Annotated in this window: 23 protein-coding genes and 1 pseudogene; 11 read left to right on the top strand and 13 right to left on the bottom strand. The window is 67.5% G+C overall.

Going from position 1 to position 24576, the window contains the following annotated elements; genetic code table 11:
- From AB6732_RS02585 to AB6732_RS02560, 6 genes are all read right to left on the bottom strand, one after another.
- Nucleotides 1–966, bottom strand: coding sequence for an ABC transporter permease (locus tag AB6732_RS02585; protein ID WP_370958035.1), 966 nt, complete (start codon nt 964–966; stop codon nt 1–3).
- Nucleotides 956–1885, bottom strand: coding sequence for an ABC transporter permease (locus tag AB6732_RS02580; RefSeq protein WP_370958033.1), 930 nt, complete (start codon nt 1883–1885; stop codon nt 956–958). The genes AB6732_RS02585 and AB6732_RS02580 overlap by 11 nt, the downstream gene beginning before the upstream one ends.
- Before the next feature lie 142 nt (nt 1886–2027).
- Complete coding sequence (locus AB6732_RS02575; protein ID WP_370958031.1) at nt 2028–3701, bottom strand: ABC transporter substrate-binding protein; 1674 nt, start codon at nt 3699–3701, stop codon at nt 2028–2030.
- 295 nt (nt 3702–3996) lie between these two features.
- A complete protein-coding gene (locus AB6732_RS02570; protein ID WP_370958029.1) occupies nt 3997–4542 on the bottom strand; it encodes an MOSC domain-containing protein in 546 nt (181 codons plus the stop codon).
- On the bottom strand, nt 4539–4754 hold the full coding sequence (locus tag AB6732_RS02565; protein WP_370958027.1) for a hypothetical protein: 216 nt from the start codon (nt 4752–4754) through the stop codon (nt 4539–4541). Before AB6732_RS02565 ends, AB6732_RS02570 begins: the two co-directional genes overlap by 4 nt.
- Nucleotides 4755–4834: 80 nt before the next feature.
- A complete protein-coding gene (locus AB6732_RS02560; protein ID WP_370958025.1) occupies nt 4835–5842 on the bottom strand; it encodes a helix-turn-helix domain-containing protein in 1008 nt (335 codons plus the stop codon).
- Nucleotides 5843–5935: 93 nt separating this feature from the next.
- Here AB6732_RS02560 and AB6732_RS02555 point away from each other — a divergent pair, with 93 nt between their 5' ends.
- Both AB6732_RS02555 and AB6732_RS02550 read left to right on the top strand, forming a co-directional pair.
- Nucleotides 5936–6160: a hypothetical protein gene (locus AB6732_RS02555; RefSeq protein ID WP_370958023.1), complete on the top strand. Its 225-nt coding sequence runs from the start codon at nt 5936–5938 to the stop codon at nt 6158–6160.
- A 62-nt stretch (nt 6161–6222) separates the two neighbouring features.
- A complete protein-coding gene (locus AB6732_RS02550) occupies nt 6223–6930 on the top strand; it encodes an IclR family transcriptional regulator (RefSeq protein WP_370958021.1) in 708 nt (235 codons plus the stop codon).
- Between the two features lie 40 nt (nt 6931–6970).
- Here the strand turns inward: AB6732_RS02550 and AB6732_RS02545 are convergent, their stop codons facing one another.
- Nucleotides 6971–8860 carry an FAD-binding monooxygenase gene (locus AB6732_RS02545; protein WP_370958019.1) on the bottom strand — a complete coding sequence of 630 codons (1890 nt, stop codon included), beginning with the start codon at nt 8858–8860 and terminating at the stop codon, nt 6971–6973.
- A 287-nt stretch (nt 8861–9147) separates the two neighbouring features.
- Here AB6732_RS02545 and AB6732_RS02540 point away from each other — a divergent pair, with 287 nt between their 5' ends.
- Nucleotides 9148–10791, top strand: coding sequence for a thiamine pyrophosphate-binding protein (locus tag AB6732_RS02540; protein WP_370958017.1), 1644 nt, complete (start codon nt 9148–9150; stop codon nt 10789–10791).
- A gap of 111 nt (nt 10792–10902) precedes the next feature.
- On the opposite strand, the gene AB6732_RS02535 is transcribed toward AB6732_RS02540, so the two are convergent.
- Nucleotides 10903–12270: an MFS transporter gene (locus AB6732_RS02535; RefSeq protein ID WP_370958015.1), complete on the bottom strand. Its 1368-nt coding sequence runs from the start codon at nt 12268–12270 to the stop codon at nt 10903–10905.
- 151 nt (nt 12271–12421) lie between these two features.
- Here AB6732_RS02535 and AB6732_RS02530 point away from each other — a divergent pair, with 151 nt between their 5' ends.
- The 6 genes from AB6732_RS02530 to AB6732_RS02505 are packed head-to-tail and all read left to right on the top strand — an operon-like array spanning nt 12422 to nt 18974.
- Nucleotides 12422–13894 (top strand): fumarylacetoacetate hydrolase family protein, encoded by a 1473-nt coding sequence (locus AB6732_RS02530; RefSeq protein WP_370958013.1) that lies wholly within the window; start codon nt 12422–12424, stop codon nt 13892–13894.
- A 4-nt stretch (nt 13895–13898) separates the two neighbouring features.
- The gene (locus AB6732_RS02525; protein ID WP_107003547.1) at nt 13899–14576 is read left to right on the top strand and encodes a GntR family transcriptional regulator; all 678 of its coding nucleotides are present in this window, start codon (nt 13899–13901) and stop codon (nt 14574–14576) included.
- A gap of 41 nt (nt 14577–14617) precedes the next feature.
- Entirely contained in the window at nt 14618–16171 is a 1554-nt protein-coding gene (hpaE, locus tag AB6732_RS02520; protein WP_370958011.1) for a 5-carboxymethyl-2-hydroxymuconate semialdehyde dehydrogenase, read from the top strand.
- A gap of 30 nt (nt 16172–16201) precedes the next feature.
- Entirely contained in the window at nt 16202–17365 is a 1164-nt protein-coding gene (hpaD, locus tag AB6732_RS02515) for a 3,4-dihydroxyphenylacetate 2,3-dioxygenase (protein WP_370958009.1), read from the top strand.
- Nucleotides 17366–17391: 26 nt separating this feature from the next.
- The gene (gene hpaH / locus AB6732_RS02510; protein WP_370958007.1) at nt 17392–18177 is read left to right on the top strand and encodes a 2-oxo-hept-4-ene-1,7-dioate hydratase; all 786 of its coding nucleotides are present in this window, start codon (nt 17392–17394) and stop codon (nt 18175–18177) included.
- Entirely contained in the window at nt 18162–18974 is an 813-nt protein-coding gene (locus AB6732_RS02505; protein WP_370958005.1) for an HpcH/HpaI aldolase/citrate lyase family protein, read from the top strand. The genes hpaH and AB6732_RS02505 overlap by 16 nt, the downstream gene beginning before the upstream one ends.
- A gap of 40 nt (nt 18975–19014) precedes the next feature.
- Here AB6732_RS02505 and AB6732_RS02500 read toward each other — a convergent pair whose 3' ends face one another.
- Nucleotides 19015–20250 carry an acetyltransferase gene (locus AB6732_RS02500; RefSeq protein ID WP_370958003.1) on the bottom strand — a complete coding sequence of 412 codons (1236 nt, stop codon included), beginning with the start codon at nt 20248–20250 and terminating at the stop codon, nt 19015–19017.
- Nucleotides 20251–20315: 65 nt separating this feature from the next.
- Complete coding sequence (locus AB6732_RS02495) at nt 20316–21254, bottom strand: DMT family transporter (protein WP_370958001.1); 939 nt, start codon at nt 21252–21254, stop codon at nt 20316–20318.
- 72 nt (nt 21255–21326) lie between these two features.
- Here AB6732_RS02495 and AB6732_RS02490 point away from each other — a divergent pair, with 72 nt between their 5' ends.
- Together AB6732_RS02490 and AB6732_RS02485 are read left to right on the top strand one after the other, a co-directional pair.
- Nucleotides 21327–22232 (top strand): LysR family transcriptional regulator, encoded by a 906-nt coding sequence (locus AB6732_RS02490; RefSeq protein ID WP_370958000.1) that lies wholly within the window; start codon nt 21327–21329, stop codon nt 22230–22232.
- A 78-nt stretch (nt 22233–22310) separates the two neighbouring features.
- Nucleotides 22311–23141, top strand: coding sequence for an oxidoreductase (locus AB6732_RS02485; protein ID WP_370957999.1), 831 nt, complete (start codon nt 22311–22313; stop codon nt 23139–23141).
- A gap of 33 nt (nt 23142–23174) precedes the next feature.
- Here AB6732_RS02485 and AB6732_RS02480 read toward each other — a convergent pair whose 3' ends face one another.
- From AB6732_RS02480 to AB6732_RS02470, 3 genes and pseudogenes are all read right to left on the bottom strand, one after another.
- The gene (locus AB6732_RS02480) at nt 23175–23477 is read right to left on the bottom strand and encodes a HigA family addiction module antitoxin (RefSeq protein WP_370957998.1); all 303 of its coding nucleotides are present in this window, start codon (nt 23475–23477) and stop codon (nt 23175–23177) included.
- Nucleotides 23464–23741, bottom strand: a pseudogene (locus tag AB6732_RS02475) (type II toxin-antitoxin system RelE/ParE family toxin). The gene AB6732_RS02480 and the pseudogene AB6732_RS02475 overlap by 14 nt, the downstream one beginning before the upstream one ends.
- Before the next feature lie 271 nt (nt 23742–24012).
- Nucleotides 24013–24549 carry a hypothetical protein gene (locus AB6732_RS02470; RefSeq protein ID WP_370957997.1) on the bottom strand — a complete coding sequence of 179 codons (537 nt, stop codon included), beginning with the start codon at nt 24547–24549 and terminating at the stop codon, nt 24013–24015.
- Between the last annotated feature and the right edge of the window lie 27 nt (nt 24550–24576).

The raw sequence follows: 24576 nt of genomic DNA, 5'->3' as shown, positions 1-24576 counted from the left end.
TCACTTCTTCCTCGCTTTGGGGTCAAGGGCGTCCCGCAGAGCATCGCCGAGCATGATGAAGCTGAGCACGGTGACGCAGAGAGCTGCCGACGGGTACAGGAGCACCGAAGGGTTGGTCCTCAGCTGAGTCCGGGCATCCGAAATGGCCTGGCCCCAGGACAGCAGCTCCTGCGGGAGACCGATACCGAGGAAGGACAGGGTCGCCTCGGCCACGATGAACGTGCCCAGGCTCACCGTGGCGACCACGATGATCGGCGCGAGGGAGTTCGGCAGCGCGTGGCGGATGAGGGAACCCCACCGGCTCACGCCCAGGGCAGTGGAGGCGGTGATGTAGTCGGCGTTCCGCACGGACAGGACGGCACCGCGGGTGATGCGGGCGATGTTCGGCCAGCCGAGCAGGGACAGGACGGCGACGACGGAGAGGATTCCGCGGTGATCACGGAAGAGCGGCATCTGGAACACCACCAGGGCGCCGAGCACCAGGGGCAGAGCGAAGAAGATGTCACCCAAACGGGCGAGCACCGAGTCCACCCAGCCACCGAAGAAGCCGGCGATGGCACCCAGGACGCCACCGATGATGACCACGAAGATCGTGGTCAGGATGCCGACGGACACCGAGGCGCGAGCGCCGTAGATGGTCTTGGCGTAAATGTCACAGCCCTGCCCGTCCGTGCCGAATGGATGTCCGCCGGAAGGTCCCTGAAGGGCCACGTCGAGCTTGCAGAAGCCACTCTGGCTCGGGTCCAGGGAGGTGAACAGCTGCGGGAAGATCGACACGACGGCGATCAGGACGATCAGAATCGCCGAGACGATGAAGAGCGGCCGGGTCCGGAGATTGACCCAGGCCTCCTTCCACAGGCTGCTCGGAGCGGCATCCGCCACCGTGCTGTCGACGGCCGCCAGGGGCGTCTCGTCCAACGGGGCGACGTAGTGCTCGATCACGCGGTCGTTGTTCTTATTTGTCATAGCGAATCCTCGGATCAAGCCAGGCGTACAGCAGGTCGACGACCAGGTTGGAGATGACGAAGACCAGCACGAGCAGGCTCACGATGGCCACGATCGTCGGGCCCTCACCACGGATGATGGACTGGTACAGCTTGTTGCCGACACCCGGGACGTTGAAGATGGCCTCGGTGACGATCGCACCGCCCATGAGGTTACCCAGATCCGCGCCCAGGAAGGTCACGACGGGGATGAGGGAGTTACGCAGCACGTGCACGGAGATGACGCGGCCACGGGACAGACCCTTGGCCGTGGCCGTCCGGACGTAATCGGCGTCCATTCCTTCCGCCACGGAAGTCCTGGTCAGACGCAAGACGTAGGCGAAGGAGACCGAAGCGAGCACGATCGCCGGCAGAATGAGCGAATTGAAGTCCACCGTCGACCCCACGGTGGGCCGCGCCCAGCCGAGTTGCAAGCCGACCACGAGCTGCAGCACGAAACCGATGACGAAAGTCGGAACCGAGATCAGCAGCAGGGAGATGACCAGCAGCGTCGCGTCGAAGAACTTGCCCTTGTTCAGACCGGCGATCAGACCCGCGACGATGCCGAAGACGGCCTCGATCACGAGGGCCATGATGGCCAGCTGCATGGTCACCGGGTAAACCTGGGCCAGGATGTCGGCGATGGGGCGACCGGTGAAGTCCACGCCGAGGTTGAAGGACAGCAGATTCTTCAGGAACAGGAAGTACTGGACGAAGAAGGGCTGATCGAGGTTGTACTGCGCACGCAGCGCGTTGATGACGGCGTCCGAGGGCTGCTTGTCCCCGAACATGGCACGGATGGGATCACCGGGGACCGCGAAGACCATGGCGTAGACGAGCAGTGTCACGCCGAAGAATACGGGGATGATCTGCAGGAGGCGTCGTCCTAGATAACGGAGCATGAGCGCCACCTGCTCTTGATCGAAGTCGTGTTTTTCATATGAGGGGTTCTCCGTAGATGAACGCCAACAAGCGAGCGTAACCAGACAACAGCAGTCAGGTTACGCTCGCTTGCGGCGTTGGACTACATCAGATGATGGATTCCTACTTGTTCTTGGTGACCTTGTAGTACTCGATCACACCGTGCCAGTCGGTCTCAACGTTGTTCACGCTGGTGCTCCAGCCGATGGGCTGGTTCTGGGACCACAGCGGGATGTTCGGGAGGTCCTTGAACAGGATCTCCTGAGCCTTGTTGAAGACCTTGGCGCCATCTTCAGGAGTCTTGGCGGCCTCACCTTCGAGGAGCAGCTTGTCGAACTCGGGGTTCGAGTACTTCTCGTAGTTGGAGCTGCCGTTGGTGCCGAGGGTCGGCTCCAGGAAGTTGTAGATCGACGGGTAGTCGGCCTGCCAGCCGGCGCGGACGGCACCGGTCAGCTTGCGGCTCAGACGATCGTCCAGCATGGTGGCGAACTTGGGGTACGGCTTGCCTTCGGCCTTGATGCCCAGGTTGTTCTTCAGCTGGTTGGCGACGGCGTCGACCCACTCCTTGTTTCCACCGTCGGTGTTGTACGCGATGGTGAACGTCTTGGAGGCGTCCCACGGCTTGATCTTGTCGGCCTGAGCCCACAGATCCTTGGCCTTGGCGGCGTCGAAGTTCAGGACATCGCTGCCCGGGATGTTCGCGTCGTAGCCGAGCATGGACGGAACGGTGAATTCCTTGGCCGGGGTGCGGGTGTCGTGGAAGATCACCTTGGTGATCTGCGCACGGTCGATCGCGTGGGAGATGGCCTGGCGGCGGAGCGAACCGGCCTCGCCCTGGAAGTCCTGCAGGTAGACCGGGATGTTCAGCGTGCCGTTGAGAGCGCTGGGCTTGTTGGCCGCGCGGCCGTCGAGGTCCTGCTGGAAGGTGGCCAGAGCGGTGGACGGGATGACGTCCAGCACGTCCAGGTTGTTGCCCTGGATGTCGGTGTAGGCCGCGTCGGAGTTCGTGTAGAACGCGAAGGTCACGCCGCCGTTCTTGGCTTCACGCGGACCCTTGTAGTCGTCGTTCTTGACGAGGGCGATCTGCTTGTCGTGCTGCCAGGCGTCGGCGGCGGCCATCTTGTACGGGCCGTTGCCGACGGGGCTCTGACCGAACTTCTTGGGGTCCTTCATGGCTTCGGAGGGAAGCGGGAAGAAGACGGTGTAACCGAGACGCTGGGTCCAGTCGGACTCCGGCTGCTTCAGCTTGACGGTGAAGGTGGTGTCATCCACGACCTTCAGGCCGGACATGGTCTGGGCCTTCGGGGCGGGCTTGGCGTTGTCACCGGTGCCGGTGGTCGCGGACACCGCGTCGTAGCCTTCGAGGGAGCTGAAGAAGCTGCCGTTGGACTGGCCGTTGGTGCTCAGCGCCTCGAAGTTCCAGGAGTCCACGAAGGTCTTGGCCGTGATCGCTTCACCGTTGGTGAACTTCTGGCCCGACTTGATCTTGATGGTGTAGTTCTGCGAGTCGGAGGACTCGATCGACTCGGCCAGCTCGTTCACGGTCTTGCCGCTGCTGTCGTAGCTGACGAGACCTGCGAAGAGCAGATCGACCACGCGGCCACCGAAGACCTCGTTGGTCTGGCCGGGGAGCAACGGGTTCTGCGGCTCGTTGCTGTATGCCCGCACGATGCCCTTCGGATCCGCATCGCCGCCGGTGGACCCGCCACCGTTGGTGCTGCCGCCGCCACACGCCGACAGAGCCAATGCAGCGAGGACCGCCAGGCCCAGTGCCTTGGAAGTGCGCGAGAAACGCATTCCGCCTCCTTTGGAGTTCCTGAGTAGAGATGGGGAATCTCGCGGATTCCCTATGAACGAGGTCCACGACACACAGGTGTGACTTGGCCTACATAACGTGAAAGCTTAGCTTGATTTTGTCCACCCAGTGGGCATCCGTTGCCAAACCGTGATCCTCAGACCGGCCGATTGTTACGCGCGAACGAGTTGTTGACTTGATTGTCACCTCGAATGACGCAATGCGTCTGGATCATGCACGTTCTCCACCGCGGTCAGGGCACCTTGTCGAACGCGCAGTTCAGCGTCCCGAAACGGTTCAGACCCGTGTCAAAGGAAAGTGCTCGCCAGCCGGCAGCAGCACCTCGACGGCGTCCCCGGTGGAGACCTCGCCACCCCGCGAAACGACGCCCATGACACCGGCCAGGCGGACTGGACGGCCGTCCCGATCGACCTTCAGAACCTGCTTCAAGAGTCCCGTCTGGAAGCCGTTGATCTGCTGACAGGGGTTTCTCAGACCCGTCACGGTGACGACCGCCGCACCCATGACAAGCCGTGTGCCCACCGGAAGGGACAGGAGATCCACGCCCCTCGTGGTCAGGTTCTCCCCCAGCTCCCCCGGCTTCACGGCGAAACCCGCGGCACGCAGCTCGTCGAAGAGCTCGGCATGGATCAGGTGCACCTGCCGGAGATTGGGCTGGGAAGGGTCCGCCGCCACCCGCGACCGGTGCTGAACGGTCACCCCGCAATGGGCATCCCCCTCGACACCCCGCCCTTCCAGCAGCCGCAACGACTCCACCGTCTCCTTGGAGAAGCCGTGCACCGGGCTGCGATGCAGCGCCTCGAGGTAGCCGACGGCGGTCATCCGCGGCCACCCCGCTCGTTTCCCCGCCGGTAATTGCCCGTCGCCCGCGCCAGGAGCTGCTGCCGGCCCTCATCGTCGGCACGGGCCAGCCGTGACGCGAGGTCCTGCGCCCGGCCTCCGGCGACAGTGACCACCTGTCGCCCGCCGCGGCGGATCAGGATCTTCCCGTCCTTGGTCTCGGCATAGTCGAAGGGGTCATCGAGGAGGCTCACGGCTCCAGCCTAGAGTGCCGGCCCGAAGCCGCGGAAGAGGGCCGGCGCCCAGGTCGCGGGCCGGCAGGATGGCTACCCGCTCAGGCCTTCAGCAGTTCGTCCGCCAGCGAGGTCCGGCGGTAGAAGACCTCCCGGCCGCGCCGGTAAGCCTCCAGCAAGCGCGCGGCCGAGAGCACCTTGAGGTGTTCACTCACCGTGGCAGGAGAGATGTCCAGGTGCTGCGAGAGGTATGTGGTCGTCATGGGGATGTCCAGCTGGGCCAGCACGGCGGCCCGGGTGCCGCCCATCAGATCGGACAGCGCGCAGTCGTCCCGGCCGCCGTCGCGCACTTCCCAGAGCGAGCCCACACCGCGCGGGGCATAGCTGACAGTCGGTGTGTAGGGACGCGCGTTGAGGAGCACCGTGCCCGGCCACGCGAAGACGCAGGGGATCAGGATCAGGCCCGGGCCCGCCGCGTCGAACGTGGACTCGCAGCCCGTGCCGGAGAAGACGTCGCAGCTCTTGCCTACGAAGTCGAGCCCTTCCTCGACCCGGAGCACCTGCGGGTGGAGCGTTCTGAGCACTTCGTCCAGGCCGCCCCGGGCGAGCAGCCGGAGGCGGTAGTCGATGTCGGCCACCTGGAGAGCGTGAATGCGCTCCCAATGGGGTTCGACGGCGAGTTTCCACACCCACTCGACGGCGTCGCACAGCTCCTCCACCACGCGATGGGGCTCGGCTTCGAAGGCATCGAGAATGGCGGGGGCGGCCGGGTGATCGGCCACGGTCCGGATGATCCGCATATCGTTCAGCAGCAGGTCCGCATCCTGGTTCAGCACGCGGTCCTTGCTGTCCTGGAAGCTCTCGTCCCGCGAGGGCGTCGGCGTCAGCCCGTCCAGAATGTGGCCGTTGGCCGTGATGAAGGCGCGGAGCACCTCCCATTTGTGGACCGCGCCGGGGCTCGCGGTCAGGACCTCCTTGGAGTCCGTGATCCACCGACGGTGCATCGGAACTCCCTTGGCGAGCGTGAGCACCGAGGTGACCGCTTCCCACCACGGAGAGACGCAGAAGCGGATCCGGGTCAGATCCGCGGGGGTCAGCTGCAACAACATGGTCTGAGACTAATGCCGGGGGTCGCCGGCATCGATGATTCGGTCTGCGCCGAATCGACGACGGCGCCGGCCGGCCCCCCGAACACTGGGGACATGGTCACTTCACCGCTCCCCTGCAGCCCCTCCGTCCGCCGTCGTCAGTTCCCGTCCCTGGCCCGGCTCATCCCGCGCCGCCGGGTGCGGCGGCCTCTCTCCCCACGCGAACAGATTCTGCTCCGCGACCGTCTGGAACTGGAATACCGTGCCCGCAAAGAGGCCGATCTGGTCCGCCGCGAGGTCGAGCTGGCGCGTGCGCAGGCCCACGGCATCATCCATTGAGGTCCATCGGCTGAGATCCGTCAGTCCCGGATCCGGACCACGCCTGTTCTACTATCGAACATGTGAGCGACACGAGCACTCCTGGATCACAGACCCTCAGCCGCGGCATCCGCTTGCTGGAGATCATCGCCGCGTCCGACCGTCCGCCGACCATCGCGGAGCTGGCGGGTGCGCTGGAAGTCCACCGCTCCGTCGCCTACCGTCTCCTGCTCACCCTGGAAAGCCATGGTCTGGCGACCCGGGACGCGTCCGGACGGGTGGCCCTCGGCGCCGGCCTTGCCGCGCTGGCCGCGGGCGTGTCGCGTGACCTCCAGCAGGCCGCCCTCCCCGAGCTCAACGCGGTCGCCAACGAACTCGGGATGACCTGCCTCCTCGCCGTCCAACTGGACCACGAGGAGGCGGTCACCTTGATCAGCGCGTCCCCGCGCCAGACCGTGGCCGTCGTCTCCTACCGTCCGGGACACCGCCACCCGATCACGCGGGGCGGCCCCGGGAAAGCGATCCTACTCTCCCTCCCGGCCGAGGCCTGGCCCGACGACGTCGACGAGCAGCTCCGCGCGGAGATCGACCTCAGCCGCCGGCGCGGGTACGCCCTCAGCCATGACGAGGTGGTCCCGTCCCTGTGGTCGGTCGCCGTTCCGCTGACCCTGCCGGGCCAGCCGCCGGCGTCGATCGCGGTCATCCACGTCTCCCTCCCTCACGAAGAGGAATCGATCGCCGAGCTGCTCAAGGCCGCCGGAGAGCGGATCGCGCGGGCCTACGGGGCCTGAGCGCCCTCGGCGGCTCGGGCCGTCGACGACGCCGGCCGCCTCAGGCGTCCGAGGACACCCGCGCGAAGAACGCGCTCAGTTCCTCGCGGGCCGTGAGCGGAAGCACCTGGGCGACGTACTGGTCCGGCCGGACCACCACGACGACCCCGTCCCGGTCGATGCCGCGGGCGTCGAAGACATCATGCCGCGGGTCAGCGGCGTAGACCTTCTCATAATCGATGACCTGGAACGGACCGGTGCGGGGCAGGAAGACCTCCGGCGCCGTGGTGATGTCGACGTCCAGATGCGGCTGCTGGTAGATCACCTTGGCGTCGAACCAGGCATCCGCGTCCAAACCGGCCGGGGTGGCGGCGAGCGGTGAGTCCGGCGACTCCGCCAGCCAGCGCCCGAGGCCGGCGGTCTCGGACGCCGGATCCAGACCGTCCCGGCCTGCGAACACGTAGATGCGCCAGCGGCCATCGGCCCGGGCATGGTGCCCGAGGTGCACCGGGTTGCCGTCACACACCCGGGTGACCTCGGCGGACTTGAACCGCTTGCCCAGCGGGAAGCCGGTGGCGAGATCCTGATGATCAGCGGTCCCGACGATCAGCGACGCCGTGTACTCGGTCATGAACCCGGCGGGGAACTCCGCGGTCTGGACGTAGAAGCGCTCCAGTTCCGCGGGATCGGCCATCTCGTCCGGACGGGCCGCCATGAGGCTGGACCACTCCTTGTCGAAGTCGATCAGGTTCTGCGCCACCACCTGACGTTCGGCGGAGTACGTGTCGAGCAGGGAAAGAGGCGCGCGGCCTTCCAGGACGTGTCCGAGCTTCCAGCCCAGGTTGAAGCCGTCCTGGATGGACACGTTCATGCCCTGTCCGGCCTTGGCGCTGTGGGTGTGGCAGGCGTCGCCCATGATGAACACCCGCGGCGTTCGCGAGCCGACCTCCTCTGCGGGGACGTCGTCGAAACGGTCCGTGACCCGGTGACCCACTTCGTAGACGCTCCGCCAGGCGACATGCCGGACGGTGAGGGTGTAGGGGTGCAGAATCTGGTTGGCCCGGCGTTCCACTTCCTCCTGGCTGGTCAGACGGACCTTGCCGGAGTCGTCGTGGGGCACCTCGCCGAGATCCACGTACATGCGGAAGAGATGGTTGCCTTCCCGCGGAATGTGAAGGATGCTGCCGCCGTCGTGGGACTGGATGGCGCACTTGCGGCGGATGTCCGGGAAGTCGGTGTCCGCGAGGACGTCCATCACACCCCAGGCGTGGAAGGCCTGGTCGCCCACCGGTTTACGGCCGATGGCTTCGCGGACCTTGCTGCGCGCGCCGTCGCCGCCCACCACGAACTTGGCCCGGATCACGCGCTCGGCGCCCTCATCCTCGCCCGCCGTCCGGCGCAATGTGACCGAGACGGGGTGCTCACCGCCGTCGTGGTCGATGTCGAGGCCCACGAACTCCCAGCCGTAGTCCGGCCGGTTGCGGGTGGGAGAGTTCTTCATGAATTCCAGGAAATAGTCCTGGACGCGGGCCTGGTTCACGATGAGGTGCGGGAACTCGCTGACCCCGCTGGGGTCGTCCGGCGCCACGGCGGTGCGGATGATGTCGCCGGGCTGCTCGGGGTTCGGCTTCCAGAAGGCCATTTCGGTGATGCGGTACGCCTCTTCGGTGATCCTCTGGGCGAAGCCGAACGCCTGGAAGGTCTCGACGCTGCGCGCCTGGATGCCGTCCGCCTGCCCCACTTCGAGGCGGCCCGGACGGCGTTCGATGACGCGCGTGGTGACGTCCGGGAACTGGGACAGCTGCGCGGCGAGGGTGATGCCTGCCGGACCGGTGCCGACAATGAGGACGTCCACCTCATCCGGCAGCTCATCCGGACGGTCCAGGCCGACGCCGGCGGCCGGCTGGATGCGCGGGTCGCCGGAAACGTACCCATGATGGTGGAACTGCACGGTGGATCTCCTCACGTCGCTGTGTGGTGACAGACGTTGCCGATAGTCTAAGTTCGATAATAGAACTAGCAATTCCTTTATCGAATAAAGTGAGCATAACCGCCCCGAACCGGTGCGGCAAGAGAACGTATACGATCCGCATCTTTGGGTATGATGTGTGACGTCCGGCACAGCAGCTCCTCAGGCGGCTGAGCCCGGTGCCCGAAAAAGGGGCACGAAGCCGTGCGGGCAGCACGCGCGAGACACATACGGACCCCACCTCTCCGTCTGTCTCGAAAGGCACGACCATGCCCACCGTCTCTCAGCACGTCGCAATCGCCCTCTCCCGCCACATCGATCAGGTCTTCGGCCTCATGGGCAATGGGAACGCGTACTTCCTGGACTCGATCCTGCGCGACACCGAGGCCACCTTCACCGCGGTCCGCCATGAGGCCGGCGCCGTGGTCGCCGCGGACGCACACTACCGAGCGTCCGGCCGCATCGCCGCAGCCACCACCACCTATGGCGCCGGGTTCACCAACACCCTGACCGCCCTCGCGGAAGCGGCCCAGGCCCGCATCCCCCTCGTTCTGATCGTCGGGGACGAGCCGACGTCCGGCCCTCGCCCCTGGGATGTGGACCAGATCGCTCTCGCCTCCGCCGTCGGCGTCCGCACGTATACCGTGGGTCGCCTCGACGCGGCGGCGACCACCATCATCGCGATCGAGCACGCCCTCGCATACCGCCTCCCAGTGGTCCTCGCCATCCCGTACGACGTGCCCACGCTCGAGGCCGGCGAGGTGCCCGGCACTCCCCCGCTCCGCCTCCCGCAGCCCCAGGCGCCGGCCCCCTTCACGCAGGCCGCCATCGCTCGCGTGGCCGAGACTCTGGCTCAGGCCGAACGGCCGCTCCTGATCGCCGGGCGCGGAGCGCATCTCGCCGGCGCCGGACCCGCCCTCGGAGCCCTCGCGGACGCCACGGGCGCCGTCACCTCCTCCAGCGCACTCGGCCGTGGCATCTTCCCGGACGAACGGTTCGACCTCGGCGTGACCGGCGGCTTCGGAGCGCCCGGCGCCATGGAGCTCATCCAGGAAGCGGACGTCGCGATCGTCTTCGGCGCGTCACTGAACCCCTTCACCATGCGGTTCGGCGAGCTGTTCGCGCCGGGCACCCGCGTGGTCCAGGTCGACATCGCCCCGGCCGCGACCCATCCTCGCGTGGGCGACTATCTGCAGGGCGACGCGCGCCTGGTGGCGGAAGCACTCACCGCGGCCCTCGACGGCGCCCGGCCGTCGGGCTGGCGGGACACCGTGGACATCGCGGCCCTCCGCACACAGGATCCCGGAGAGCCCGAGCTGGCCGACGGCCGGCTCGACCCCCGGCTGGCGGCCGCGCGGATCGCCGAACTGCTGCCGGAGGACCGGATCGTGGTGAGCGACGGCGGGCACTTCATCGCCTGGGCCAACATGTTCTGGCCGGTGGCCTCTCCCACGCGCATGATCATGGTCGGCACGGCCTACCAGTCGATCGGGCTGGGCTTCCCCAGCGTCGCCGGCGCGGCCCAGGCCGACCCGGACGCGACGATCGTCCTCACGACGGGCGACGGCGGCGGCCTGATGGCGCTGTCCGACCTGGAGACAGCTGTGCGGACCGCCGGCGGCCGGGGCCTGTGCGTGGTCTGGAACGACGGCGCGTACGGCGCCGAAGTCAACCTCTACGGTCTCAAGGGCCTAGCCGAGGATCCCATGCTCATCCCGGATGTGGACTTCGCCGCTCTGGGCAGCGCCGTAGGGGCCGAGGGCGTGGTTGTGCGGCGCCTGGAGGACCTCGATCGACTCGCCGAGTGGGCCTCCCGTCCGGCGGGAGAGCGTCCCTTCCTCGTGCTCGACCTGAGGATTTCGCGCTCGGTGATCGCGCCGTACCAGCGCGAGGTCATCCGCGTGAACAGCTGACGCCGGGGGCCGGCGTCGTCGTCGAGGCTGCACTTTCTCGGGGAAACCGCGAGGTTCCGCCCGAGAAAGTGCCATCTCAACCGCGAACGACGCCGGCGCCCGGCCTCGCGTTCAGCGCTGCCAGGCGTAGACCCCGCGAGACTGCTCCTCCTCCGCGGCGGGGCTGAGGTCGATGCCCCGCCGGTCACGGAGCAGCAGCGTGGCGATCAGACCCACCACGGTCATGCCCAGCAGGTACCAGGTGACCGACTGGGATGTGCCCGTGGTCTGCTGGAGCCAGGCGGCGATGGTCGGGGCGAAGGCGCCACCCACGATCGCACCGATGGCGTAGGAGATGGAGACTCCGGAGAACCGCACCGAGGCCGGGAACATCTCCGAGTACCAGGCCGATTGCGGGCCATAGGTGAACCCGAGCCCGAGCGTGAGCAGGATGAGCCCCAGGGCCAGCAGGCCGGGGTTCGCGGTGTTGACCAGCGGGAACAGCGCCAGCACGGCCGACCCCTGCAGCACCCAGCCGATCAGATAGGTGTTCCTGCGGCCGATGCGGTCGCTCAGCCAGCCGGCCACGAAGGTGGACACGAGCCAGCTCACCGAGGACGCGGTCACGGCCCACAGCACCGATCCGCGGTCCAGGCCCACCGGCCCGTCCGGGTTGGTGGCATAGTTCTGCACATAGCCGCCGGTGGTCATGTACCCCGCGGCATTGTTGCCGGCGAACACGAGCGCGGCCAGGAGGACCAGCGGCGTGTACCGGGCGAACAGGCGCACCACAGGCATCCCCGTCTGCTCCTTGCGCGCGGCGATCTCGGTGAACACCGGGCTCTCCTCCACGCGGCGGCGTACCCAGTAGCCCACGAGGATCAGCACCACGGAGAAGAGGAACGGGATGCGCCAGCCCCAGCCGAGGAAGGCTTCGCCCGGGAAGAGCGCGTTCATGATGGCGAGCATCGCGCTCGCGAGGAGCAGCCCGATCGGCACGCCGATCTGCGGCATGGCCCCGTAGAGCCCCCGCCGGTTCCGCGGGGCGTGCTCGACGGCCATGAGCACCGCCCCGCCCCACTCGCCACCGGCCGAGATCCCCTGAAGGATCCGCAGGACGATGAGAAGAATCGGTGCGAGCAGACCGGCCTGGGCGTAACCCGGCAGCAGGCCGATGAGCACGGTCGAGGCGCCCATCAGGATCAGGGTCACCACGAGGACGATCCGGCGGCCGTACTTGTCACCGAAATGACCGGCGAGGAAGGCGCCGAGCGGGCGGAAGAGGAAGCTGATGCCGACCGTGAGGAAGGCCAGGATGGTTCCGATCCCCTTCCCGGCGGGCTCGAAGAACAGGTGTCCGAAGACGAGCCCCGCGGCGGAGGCGTAAATGAAGTAGTCGTACCACTCGACGGTGGTTCCGACGACGGTGGCGAGGAGGACCCTCCGGCGGTCCGTGGAGGACGCTTCCGGGCGGGTGAGGACAGGGGATTTCTCGTTCATCTGGTGCTCCAGGGGCGAGTTCGGGCGATGCACCATCGCATTGCACCAGAAAATATACGATTTCAGATATGACCTGACAACCCCCTTGTCAGGGAATCCAGATCGTATATGATTTGGTGTACGACCTCCGTCAGCGAGTGAAGGGACGCCCGTGCCGACCAAAGAATCGACGCCGTTTCAGGTGACTCCCGGCAAGATCATCGCCGTGCATCTGAGTTACGCATCCCGTGCCGCACAGCGTGGCCGGACGCCCGCCTCCCCCTCCTACTTCCTCAAGCCGTCGAGTTCCCTGAGCGGCTCCGGCAGCACGGTCGAGCGGCCCGCCGGCACCGAACTTCTCGCCTTCGAAGGCGAGATCGCCCTCGTCATCGGCGAGTCCGCGCACCGGGTACCCGTGGACGAGGCCTGGAACCACGTCGCCTGGGTGACGGCGTCGAACGACTGGGGCCTGTACGATCTCCGGTCCAACGACAAGGGCTCCAACCTCCGGAACAAGGGACGGGACGGCTACACCCCGGTGGGCCCCGAGCTGATCGACGCCCGTACGGTGGACCCCGCCGCCCTCCGCGTCCGGGCCTGGCGCAATGGCGAGCTGGTGCAGGACGACACTTCGGGCGCCATGATCTTCCCGTTCTCCCAGTTGATCGCCGATCTCTCCCAGCACCTCACCCTCGAGACAGGTGATGTGATCCTCACCGGAACCCCGGCCGGCTCTTCCGTGGCCCTGCCGGGCGACATCATTGAGGTCGAGGTGGACGCGCCCACGGTGGAGGGCACGCCGTCGAGCGGGCGCCTCGTCTCCCGCGTGGTCGAAGGCTCTGGTTCCTTCGACCCTGCGCTCGGCTCCCTGCCCTCCGTGGATGACCACCAGCGGGAGGAGGCCTGGGGCTCCCGTGAAGCCGCCGGTCTCAGCGAACCCGGCCCGGCCCTCTCTCCCGCCCTGCGCGCCAAGCTGCTGGAGACCCCGGTGGCGGGCCTTTCGCAGCAGCTGCGCAAGCGCGGCCTGGACAATGTGGCGATCGACGGCGTGCGGCCCTCGGTGCCCGGCACCAAGATGGTGGGCGTCGCGAAAACACTCCGCTTCGTCCCGAACCGCGAGGACCTCTTCCGCAGCCACGGCGGCGGTTTCAACGCCCAGAAACGCGTCTTCGACAGCGTCGGCGAAGGCGAGGTCATCGTCATCGAGGCCCGCGGCGAGCGCGGCTCCGGCACGCTCGGGGACGTGCTCGCGCTGCGGGCGCAGATCCGGGGAGCGGCCGGCGTCGTGACCGACGGCGGCGTGCGGGACTACGTCACCGTGGCGGAGACCGGCCTCCCGGTCTTCAGCCAGGGACCCCACCCGGCGGTCCTCGGGCGCAAGCACGTCCCCTGGGACAGCGATCTGACCATCTCCTGCGGCGGCGCCACCGTCCAGCCCGGGGACATCATCGTCGGCGACGACGACGGCGTCATCGTCCTGCCGCCGTCGCTCGCCGAGGAGGTGGCCGACGCCGCCCTGGCCCAGGAAGCGGAGGACGCCTGGATCGCGCGTCAGGTGGCCGACGGTCACCCCGTGGACGGGCTGTTCCCCCTGAACGCGGAGTGGCGGGCCCGCTTCGAGGCCGACCACGGCACGGGAGAATGACGTCATGAGCAGCACCGTGACCTCCCTCAGCAAGTCCCAGATCGCCTACGAGTGGATCCGCGAGCGCATCGCGCGCCACGAGTTCGGGCCCGGCTACCGGCTCGTGCTCGGGTCGATCGCCTCCTCCCTGGACATGAGCGTGGTCCCGGTCCGCGAAGCCGTGCGGCGCCTCGAGGCCGAGGGACTCGTGGAGTTCGAACGCAATGTCGGCGCCCGCGTGACGCTCGTGGACGAGCAGGAGTACGTCCACACCATGCAGACCCTCGGCGTCGTGGAGGGTGTCGCGACCTCCCTGTCCGCGCCGCATCTCGGCTCGATCGACCTGGATCGGGCGGCGGAGATGAACGAGCGCCTGCGCCGGCTCCTGGACGACTTCGACCCCCACCTCTTCACCGTGGTGAACCAGCAGTTCCACACCGTGCTGTTCGAGCCGTGCCCGAATCCGCACATCCTGGACCTCGTGCACCGGGGCTGGGCCCGCATGGCCGGGGTCCGCGATTCCACCTTCTCCTTCATCCCCGGCCGCGCCCGCGAGTCGGTGGAGGAACACGACCACATCATCGAGCTCATCCGGAGCAACGCCAGCCCTCTCGAAATCGAGATGGCCGCCCGCGACCACCGCTGGGCCACGATGAACGCCTACCTCGCCCAACGCCATCCCGGCGACGGGCACACCGCCTGAGCACCCATCCGGGTGTCACGATCACATCCTTGGAGGAGAGCATGACCTCACCCGCCCTCGATCAGCGGCACGTCCCCGCGGATCTCCCCGAGCGCATCCGTCACTACATCGACGGGGAATTCGTCGACTCCCTTGACGGTGACACCTTCGACGTCCTCGAACCCGTCTCCAACGAAAGCTACGTCACCGCGGCGGCGGGCAAGAAGGCCGACATCGACCGCGCCGTCGCGGCCGCCCGTCGTGCCTTCACCGAGGGGCCGTGGCCGCGCATGCTCCCCCGCGAACGCTCCCGGATCCTGCACCGCATCGCGGACATCGTCGAGTCCCGGGATCAGCGGCTGGCGGAGCTGGAGTCCTTCGACTCCGGCCTGCCCATCACGCAGGCCCTGGGCCAGGCCCGCCGCGCTGCGGAGAACTTCCGCTTCTTCGCGGACCTGATCGTGGCGCAGGCGGATGACACCTTCAAGGTCCCCGGACGCCAGATCAACTATGTGAACCGCAAGCCGATCGGCGTCGCCGGGCTCATCACGCCCTGGAACACCCCGTTCATGCTGGAGAGCTGGAAGCTGGGCCCCGCCCTGGCCACCGGCAACACCGTGGTGCTCAAGCCGGCCGAATTCACGCCCCTCTCCGCGTCCCTCTGGGCCGGGATCTTCGAGGAGGCCGGCCTGCCGAAGGGTGTGTTCAACCTCGTCAACGGTCTCGGCGAGGACGCCGGCGACGCCCTGGTGAAGCACCCGGACGTGCCTCTCATCTCCTTCACGGGCGAGAGCCGCACCGGTCAGATCATCTTCGGCAACGCCGCGCCGTTCCTGAAGGGCCTGTCCATGGAACTGGGCGGCAAGAGCCCGGCCGTGGTGTTCGACGACGCCGACCTGGACGCCGCGATCGACGCCACGATCTTCGGCGTCTTCTCCCTGAACGGCGAGCGCTGCACCGCAGGCTCCCGCATCCTGGTCCAGCGCGGCATCTACGAAGAATTCTTGAAGCGCTACGCCGCCCAGGCCCAGCGGGTCAAGGTCGGCTACCCGCACGATCCTGCCACGGAGGTCGGCGCCCTGGTGCACCCCGAGCACTTCGACAAGGTCATGGGCTACATCGAGATTGGCAAGGGAGAGGGACGCCTCGTGGCCGGCGGCGGACAGCCGGAAGGTTTCGCCTTCGGCAACTTCGTGGCGCCGACCGTGTTCGCCGACGTCGCACCCGACGCCCGGATCTTCCAGGAGGAGATCTTCGGACCGGTCGTGGCGATCACCCCCTTCGACACCGACGAGGAGGCGCTCGCGCTGGCCAACGACACCAAGTACGGGCTCGCCGCCTATGTGTGGACGAACGATCTGAAGCGCGCCCACAACTTCTCGCAGGCCGTGGAGGCCGGCATGGTCTGGCTGAACTCGAACAACGTCCGTGATCTGCGCACCCCGTTCGGCGGCGTCAAGGCCTCCGGCCTGGGTCACGAGGGCGGCTACCGTTCGATCGACTTCTACACCGACCAGCAGGCCGTGCACATCACGCTCGGCAAGGTCCACAACCCGACGTTCGGCAAGCAGGAACCGCCTCACGAGAACGATCTCGACGACCCGGACCCCCGCTGAACCGCCCCATCTCACGCAAGGACGCATGACATGACGCATCTGGAAGACCGCACCCTCACCTCCTCCGGTTTCTACGTGAGCCAGGAGGCGCCGATCCACACGGCGAATCCGGTGGCCACCCCCGAGTCCCCCGCGCCGGACATCCTCCGCTGCGCATACATGGAGCTCGTCGTGACCGATCTGGCCGCCTCCCGGGTCTTCTACGTGGACGTGCTCGGCCTGCACGTGACCGAAGAGGACGAGGACGCGATCTACCTGCGCTCCACCGAGGAATTCATCCACCACAATCTGGTGCTGCGCAAGGGACCCGTGGCCGCCGTCGCCGCCTTCTCCTATCGTGTCCGCACGCCGGAGGACCTGGACCGCGCCGTCGCGTTCTACACGGAGCTCGGCTGCCGGGTGGAGCGTCGCCCGGAGGGCTTCGTGAAGGGAATCGGCGATTCGGTCCGCGTGGAAGACCCTCTGGGCTTCCCCTACGAGTTCTTCCACCAGACCGACCACGTGGAACGGCTGTCCTGGCGTTACGATCTGCACGTTCCGGGTGAGCTGGTGCGCCTGGACCACTTCAACCAGGTCACCCCGGATGTCCCGCGCGCCGTGAAGTTCATGCAGGACCTGGGGTTCCGGGTCACGGAGGACATCCAGGATGACGAAGGCACCGTCTACGCGGCCTGGATGCGCCGCAAGCCGACCGTGCACGACACGGCGATGACCGGCGGCGATGGTCCCCGGATGCACCACGTGTGTTTCGCGACCCACGAGAAGCACAACATCCTGGCCATCTGCGACAAGCTCGGGGCCCTGCGCCGCAGTGACGCGATCGAGCGCGGTCCCGGGCGCCACGGCGTGTCCAACGCGTTCTACCTGTACCTGCGGGATCCGGACGGCCACCGTGTGGAGGTCTACACCCAGGACTACTACACCGGCGACCCGGACAACCCGGTGGTCACCTGGGATGTGCATGACAACCAGCGCCGCGACTGGTGGGGCAACCCGGTGGTTCCCAGTTGGTACACCGAAGCGTCGCTCGTCCTGGACCTGGACGGAAAGCCGCAGCCCGTCGTCGCCCGCACCGATTCGAGCGAAATGGCCGTCACCATCGGCGCGGACGGGTTCTCCTACACCCGGCCGGACGACCAGGAGGCCATGCCCGAATGGAAGCAGGGCGAGTACAAGCTCGGAAACCAGCTGTAACGGCCGGCGCAGGAGAGAGGAACACCATGCTGAACGACAGCACCATCGCACAGCTGGCCCAGGAACTCGCCGACGCCGAACGCGACCGTGCGGTGATCCCGCGGATCACCGCACGGCACCCCGAGGCCACGATCGACGATTCGTACGCCATCCAGCGGGTCTGGCAGGAGAAGAACCTGGCGGCGGGCCGCCGGCTGGTGGGCCGCAAGATCGGGCTCACCTCCAAGGCCATGCAGCAGGCCACCGGGATCTCGGAACCCGATTACGGCGTGATGTTCGATGACACCGTTTGGGAGAACGGTTCCGTGCTGCCCTTCGACGCCTATTCGAATGTGCGGATCGAGGTGGAGCTGGCCTTCGTGCTCAAGGCACCGCTTGAAGGACCGCACTGCACGGTCATGGACGTCCTCCGGGCCACGGAGTACGTCACCCCGGCGCTGGAGGTGCTGAACTCCCACCTCGAGCTGGAGGGGCGCACGATCGTGGACACCATCAGCGACAACGCCGCCTACGGTGGCATGGTGTTGGGCGGGAATCCCACCAAACCGGACGCGATCGACCTTCGCTGGGTGTCGGCCCTGCTGTACCGCAATGAGACCATCGAAGAGACCGGAGTCTCCGCGGGAGTCCTCAACCACCCGGCCACGGGCGTCGCGTGGCTCGCGAACAAGCTGCACCACCATGGAGACCGGCTGGAGGCCGGGGAGATCATCCTGGCTGGGTCCTTCACACGGCCCGTCTGGATCTCCCGGGGCGACAGCGTGCTCTGCGACTACGGACCGTTGGGAACCATCTCATGCCGCTTCCTCTGAACCCGACCCTGCGTCACCGCCTCCAAGAGGCCGAGCGGCCCCTGTTCGGCGGCTGGGTCTGTTCCGGCTCGCCCGTCATGGCCGAGGTCATGGCCGGCTCGGGCCTCGACTGGGTCCTCATCGACATGGAGCACGCGCCGAACGGGCTCGAGTCCGTGCTGTCCCAGCTGCATGCCGTGTCCGGGTATCCGGTCACGGCCGTGGTGCGGGTGCCTTCTGCGGATCCGGTGATCATCAAGCAGGTCCTGGACCTGGGCGCGCAGACCATCCTGGTCCCGATGGTCTCCACCGAGGAACAGGCTCGGTCCGTGGCGGCCGCCGCCCAGTACCCGCCGCACGGCATTCGGGGTGTGGGCAGTGCCCTGGCACGGTCGGCTCGCTGGAACCGCGTCCCGGACTACCTGGAGAACGCCGCGGAGCACGTGTCGGTCTTTGTTCAGGTGGAGACCGGCGAGGGCGTGGAGAACGCGCGTGCCATCGCGGCGGTGGACGGGATCGACGGCGTGTTCGTCGGTCCAAGCGACCTGGCCGCGTCGCTGGGCCACCTCGGCCGGCAGGGCCACCCGGAGGTCGTCGCCGCGGTGGGCCGCGCCTTCGCCGACGTGACGGCCGCGGGGAAACCCGTGGGCGTCAACGCTTTCGACCCGCAGGCCGCGGCCGACTATGCGGAGGCCGGGGCGACCTTCCTGCTCGTGGGGGCCGACGTCGCGCTGACGGCCAGGGCGTCCGAGGCTCTCGCCGCGCGCTTCATCCCTCAGTCCGGGGGCGACGACGGCGGGGCCACGGCCTCGTACTGAAACGCGCCCTGGCCGGGGCCGCCAGGCCCGGCCAGGTTCCCTACCGCCGCACCCGCGCCGCCCACTCCCGGAGCAGCTCGCGGACCTTCACCGGCTGGTCCAGATGGACATTGTGGCCCGCCTCATCCAGCACCGCATACCGCGCGTCCGGGAAGGCTTGGGCCAGGACTTCCTGGTCCTCGAAGCCGACCACGTGATCCTGCCGCGCGGCCACGATCAGCACCGGCTTGACGAACCCCGCCAGCCGGGCATCCGGCACCGGGTCCAGGACGTACCGCTCGGCCAGTCGGTCCATGGCGCGCGTGTCCGCGGCCTTCAGCCCGGGCAGAGCCGCGGTCCGGAACCTCTCCCAGTTCTCGGGCGACTGCACCACCGACAGTTCCTCGTACGCCATCGCCTCGCCGGGCTTCAGCGCGCGGAGCAGGTCCTCGTCGCGCCGCAGCACGGTCTGCTCCGGCAACGTGCGATGAGAGAGAACTGGGTCCACGACAGGCGCGAGCAGCGCCAGCCCGAGCACCTGGTCGGGCCGCCTCGCCGCCAGCTCGCGAGCCAGCAGGCCACCCAACGAATTGCCGACGACGGCGAACGGCCGCCCGCCCGTCAGCTCCCCCGCCGCGGCGTCGAGCCAGTCAGCGAGAGCCGGGAGATCGCCGTCGCCGGCCAGCGCGGGAGTGCCGCCGAACCCGGGGAGGTCGAGGTACAGACGTTCCCAGCCGCCGTCGTCGAACACGTCGTCCAGATCCAGCAACAGGCGGTGGTCGATGCCGTTGCCGTGGACGAACAGGAGCGGTGTGCCCTCGCCCCGCCGGACGAGGTGCGGAACGGGCCGCAACGTCGGGAGGGCGAGGTGCAACAGCGGGTAGGGGCGCCCGGCGTCGTCGGTCTCGCTGCGCCCCGTCACGGTGAAGCCTTGACGCGCGTAGAAGGCAATGGCCCCGGGATTCTGTTCGTTGACGTCCACGGACTGCACGCCATGCTCCGCGATCACGTGGTCCAGCAGGGCGCTCCCGATGCCCCGGCGATGAGCGGAGGCGTCGACGAAGAGCATCTCCAGCCGGTCCTCCGCGGTCCCCGCGAAGCCGACCACCCGCCGGTCGAGCTCTGCGACGCTCAGCCGCACCTGCGGGAAATACGCCGCGGCGAGCTGCGCCTCAATCTCGTCGCGGTCCGCGGCCGCGAGGAAGCTGTGAGTGGCATCCACGGCACTGCGCCAGATCGCGACCAGCCGGGGGTGTTCCTCAGGTCCGCGGCAGTCGCGGATGAGCACGGAAGACATGGCGGGGAACTCCTTCGACAGGGCAGGATCGCCTCTGGACAGACCGGGACAGAACAGTCACCAGACTAATCGAGGGCCCTGTTCTTCCGGGGCACCGTGATGGTGATGGTGGCGACCGCGATCAGGAGGATTCCGGCGAGCTGCACCAGGTCCGGGATATGACCGTAGACCGCGATGTCCGCGAAGATCGCCACGGCCGGATTCACGAAGGACAGCGCCGCGAGCGCCATGGTCGAGAGCACTCGGGCCGAGCCGTAGAGCGCCGAGTACAGCAGGCCGGTGTGGATCACGCCCATCGCCGCGATCCACCACCAGCCGGTGCCGCTCCACTGCAGCTGCGCGGCGAACGGCAGGAGCAGAAGGGCGCCGGTCACGCACTGGATCAGGGTCATGACGTACGGCCGGATGCCCGTCGTGTGTTTCGCCGCGAGGGTGGCGAGAGCATAGAGAAGACCGGCCAGCAGCGCCGAGAGGACGCCTCCGATCTCGCGTGGCGCGGGGCTCTCGATCCCTCCGGGCCCGATGAACTTCGTGGCGAGGAGAAGCCCACCGAAGGCCACGACCAGCCAGATCAGGTCTCGCCTTCTCGGCAGTTCGCGGCTGATCAGGGCGCCGAGCGCCACCAGCAGGAAGGGCTCCATATGGTACGAGACGGTCGCCACGGTGAGCGTGGTGGTGGCAAAGGACTGGAAGAGGAACACCCAGTTGGCGACGAGCGCCACCCCGCCACCGAGGGTGAGCAGCACGGCTTTCACCGTCCACGTGCTCTGGCGGAACGCGTCGGTCGCCAGCGCGAGGAGCAGCAGCGCGCCGGAGGCGAAGACGCAGCGCCACGCGACGGTGGTGATCGGGTCGGTCCCCGCCTGGATGCTGAACACGCCGATAGTGCCCCAGCCCGCCATGGCGAGCGCGAGCCAGATCTTGGCGCGCAGTACCGTAGAGGCTGACTGCGAGCCTGATGGAGGCTGTCGGCGGTTGGTGGTGAGGTCTGCGGAGGAGGTCATGTATTGATCATGAACGCGAATTTCTTTTAGCACCAGTAATAGTTTCTAGGCCTTTCATCGTAGAATTTGTGAATGATCGATGTCCTCTCGCTCCGCGCTCTGATCGCCGTGGCCGACACAGGATCGGTGACCTCGGCCGCGACCCTGCTCAGCTACACGCCGTCGAACATCACCCAGCACATCCGCCGGCTCGAACGGACCGTCCAGTGCACCTTGCTCGAGCGCGTGGGGCGCGGCGTGGTGCTCACGGAGTACGCGCGATCGCTCGTAGAGCGCGGACGGCCTATCGTCCTCGCGCTGGACGACCTGGCGGCGGCGCACGACGGCGAACCGGCGGGCCGGGTGCGGATCGCCGTCTTCCCCACGGCGCTGCGGGGGCTGATCATCCCCGCCGTCGCGGCCCTCGCCTCCGCGCATCCGGCCTTGGTGGTGCAACCACTGGAGCTCGAGCCCGAGGAATCCCTGCTCTTCGTCCGGACCGGCCTGACCGATCTGGCGCTCGTGAAGACGTGGGGCCGGCTCGCCGAGGAGGCGCCGGATCCCGAACTGCGGTGCATCTCGCTCGGGGTGGACCGCGTGGACGCGATCCTGCCGAGCGGCCATCCGCTGGCAGGGCGGCCAGGCGTGTCCATGGAGGAGCTGCGGCACGAGCCGTGGGCAGTCACGCCGGATGACGGGCCGTACCGCCAATGGATCGCCGCACAGGGCGGACTCGGCAATCCCACCGGGCCCGTCTACGGGGCCGCGGAATTCCAGTCGATCATCGAGTACATCGCGGCAGGCCTGGCCGTGGGCGCGGTCCCCCGCCTCGGTCGCGGCCCCCTTCCTCCGGGTGTCACGGCCGTGCCGCTCACGGACGAGGCGTCCTTCCGGGAGGTGTCGCTCCTGGTTCGGGCGGCCGCCGCGGACGGCCCCAATCTGCACGCGGTCATCCAGGAGATTCTGCGGCAGTCAGGTTTGTCCCTGGAAACTCCGTGAGAATGAACTGAGCAAGCGCTTCACCTCTCTGCCCGGACGATCCGGCGGGGAGTCCACACGCCAGTAAAGGACGAGGACATGACGCAGAAGGTCGCAGTGGTCACGGGAGCCTCCTCGGGGATCGGCGAGGCCGCCGCCCGCGCATTGCACGCGGCGGGCTTCATCGTCTATGCGGCGGCCCGCCGCCTCGACCGCATGGCCGCCCTCGACGACGCCGGCATCCACACGATCGCCCTCGATGTCACGGACGCGGAGTCGTCCGCCGCCGCGATCGCCGCGATCCTGGAAGCGGAAGGCCGGATCGACGTGCTGGTCAACAATGCCGGCTATGGGTCCTACGGCTCGGTGGAAGAGGTGCCGCTCTCGACGGCTCAGGCGCAGCTCGACGTCAACGTCCTGGGGCTCGCGCGGATGGCGCAGCTCGTGATCCCGGGGATGCGCGCTCAGGGCAGCGGCCGGATCCTCAACGTCAGCTCCATGGGCGGCCGCTTCGCCATGCCGATGGGAGCCTGGTATCACGCCAGCAAGTACGCGGTCGAGGGACTCAGCGACGCCCTGCGCATGGAGCTCGCGCCGTTCGGGATCGACGTCGTGCTCATCGAACCCGGATCCATCCGGACCGAGTGGGGCGGCATCGCCGCGGGGAACCTTCAGGACGTCTCCGGGGACGGGCCGTACGCCCGACAGGCCGCGGCCATGGCCGTGACGATCGGTGGCAGCTCGGGTCCGACGGCGCGCCTGGCTTCACGGCCCGAAGTGGTCGCCAAGGCCGTCGTGAAGGCCGCCACCGCCAAGCACCCCCGAACCCGGTACCTTCCGGGTTTCGGCGCCAAGCCGCTGGTGTTCCTGCGCGCGGTGTTCCCCGACCGCGCCTTCGATGCACTCATCGCGCGGGGGCTCGGGGTGTGAGGCTCCGAACATGAGTGCGACAGCGCGGGTCTCCTAGGCGACCTGCAGCGGCGTGATCTCGGCGATCTGCCCGGCCACTCGGTCCTCGACTCGGTCCAGCTCGTACTGAATCTGGAGATTGAGCCAGAACTGGGGTGTGGTCCCGAAGTACCGTGCAAGCCGGAGTGCGGTATCAGCTGTGATCGCCCGTTTTCCGTGCACGATCTCGTTGATCCTTCGCGGCGGCACCTTGATCGAGACTGCCAGTTTGTTCTGCGTGATGCCGAAGGCTTCGATGAAGTCGGCCAGGAGCACTTCACCGGGGTGGACCGGCGCGAGCCGCTCAATGATAGTCAACGATCTCGACCTCCTCGGGACCAGCGTCCGTCCATTGGAAACAGATGCGCCACTGGTCATTGATCCTGATGCTGTGTTGCCCTGCACGTTCTCCCGCGAGCGCCTCCAGGCGATTGCCAGGCGGAACGCGCAGATCAGCGAGTGATTCAGCCGCTCCCAACTGACGAGCTTTCGCAGGGCGACACGATGGATCCGAGAATCGATCGACGGCACGCGCTCCCTCCGCCACAGGCGACCGGTGGCGGAGTCGCGGAACGACCTGATCGCAGCGCCAGCGTATAACGCATCGCGTTACTAACGCAATGCGTTATACCCAGAACTCGCCACGTCGCCAACGACCGATAGGGCGGGTTGGTCCCCTGCAGGGCTCCCGGGACGAAGACCTGTGGCCGGATGAACTGTCTGATGCTCATACCCTCAGCTTCGTCCAGGCGCATCGCCTCGTCGCCTAGCGAAGTGCGCTATGTGGACAACTCGCGCGGTAGAGCGGTAGAGGGGACCGCTGCACTTCTCCTCGCACCAGCGAAACTCGGTCTCAGCTCAACGGCCAGGACCAGCGCGCGTCGGCGGCGCTGCAGTCCCGGGCCATGCGGCGGGCATGAGACGCAGCGCGTTTGGTGGTCAACGGCACCGCGGGTTCCCAGACCCAGTCCTTGGGGAGGACATGGAGGGCCAGCGTCTCCAACCGCCGTCGTTCATCGACAGCCCGGATAAGCACGACGGCGAGATTCTGAATTCCCCACCACAGCACAACGCTTCCGTGAGGAATGGCCCCGGCCTCGAGCACCTTCCGCCCGTAGCCTTCGTCGGTGCTGAGGACCGACTCGGCATGAAAGGAATCGCCGCCGTAGTAGTGAATGCAGTGATTTCTCAGCATGGTCTCGGTCTCAAGGAGGGCGCGGGCTTCGCCGGAATCAATCAGCGGCGCCACCGCTAGAGGGAAGATCGCATGGTCACCTCGGTCGACGACGGGCAGGCCAAGATCTTCCCACCGGGGCTTCCTCCACGTGGGGATCGTCTCCAGGGTGCGGAGAAGCGCAATGCCATCCGTGATGTTCTCGACGTCGGTCATGGACACTGATCCTGCCATGACCGACGT

Origin of the sequence: Arthrobacter sp. RCC_34 (genome assembly GCF_041360795.1) — a bacterium.
Classification (GTDB): Bacteria; Actinomycetota; Actinomycetes; order Actinomycetales; family Micrococcaceae; genus Arthrobacter_E.
This window is presented reverse-complemented; position numbering and strand designations above follow the sequence as displayed.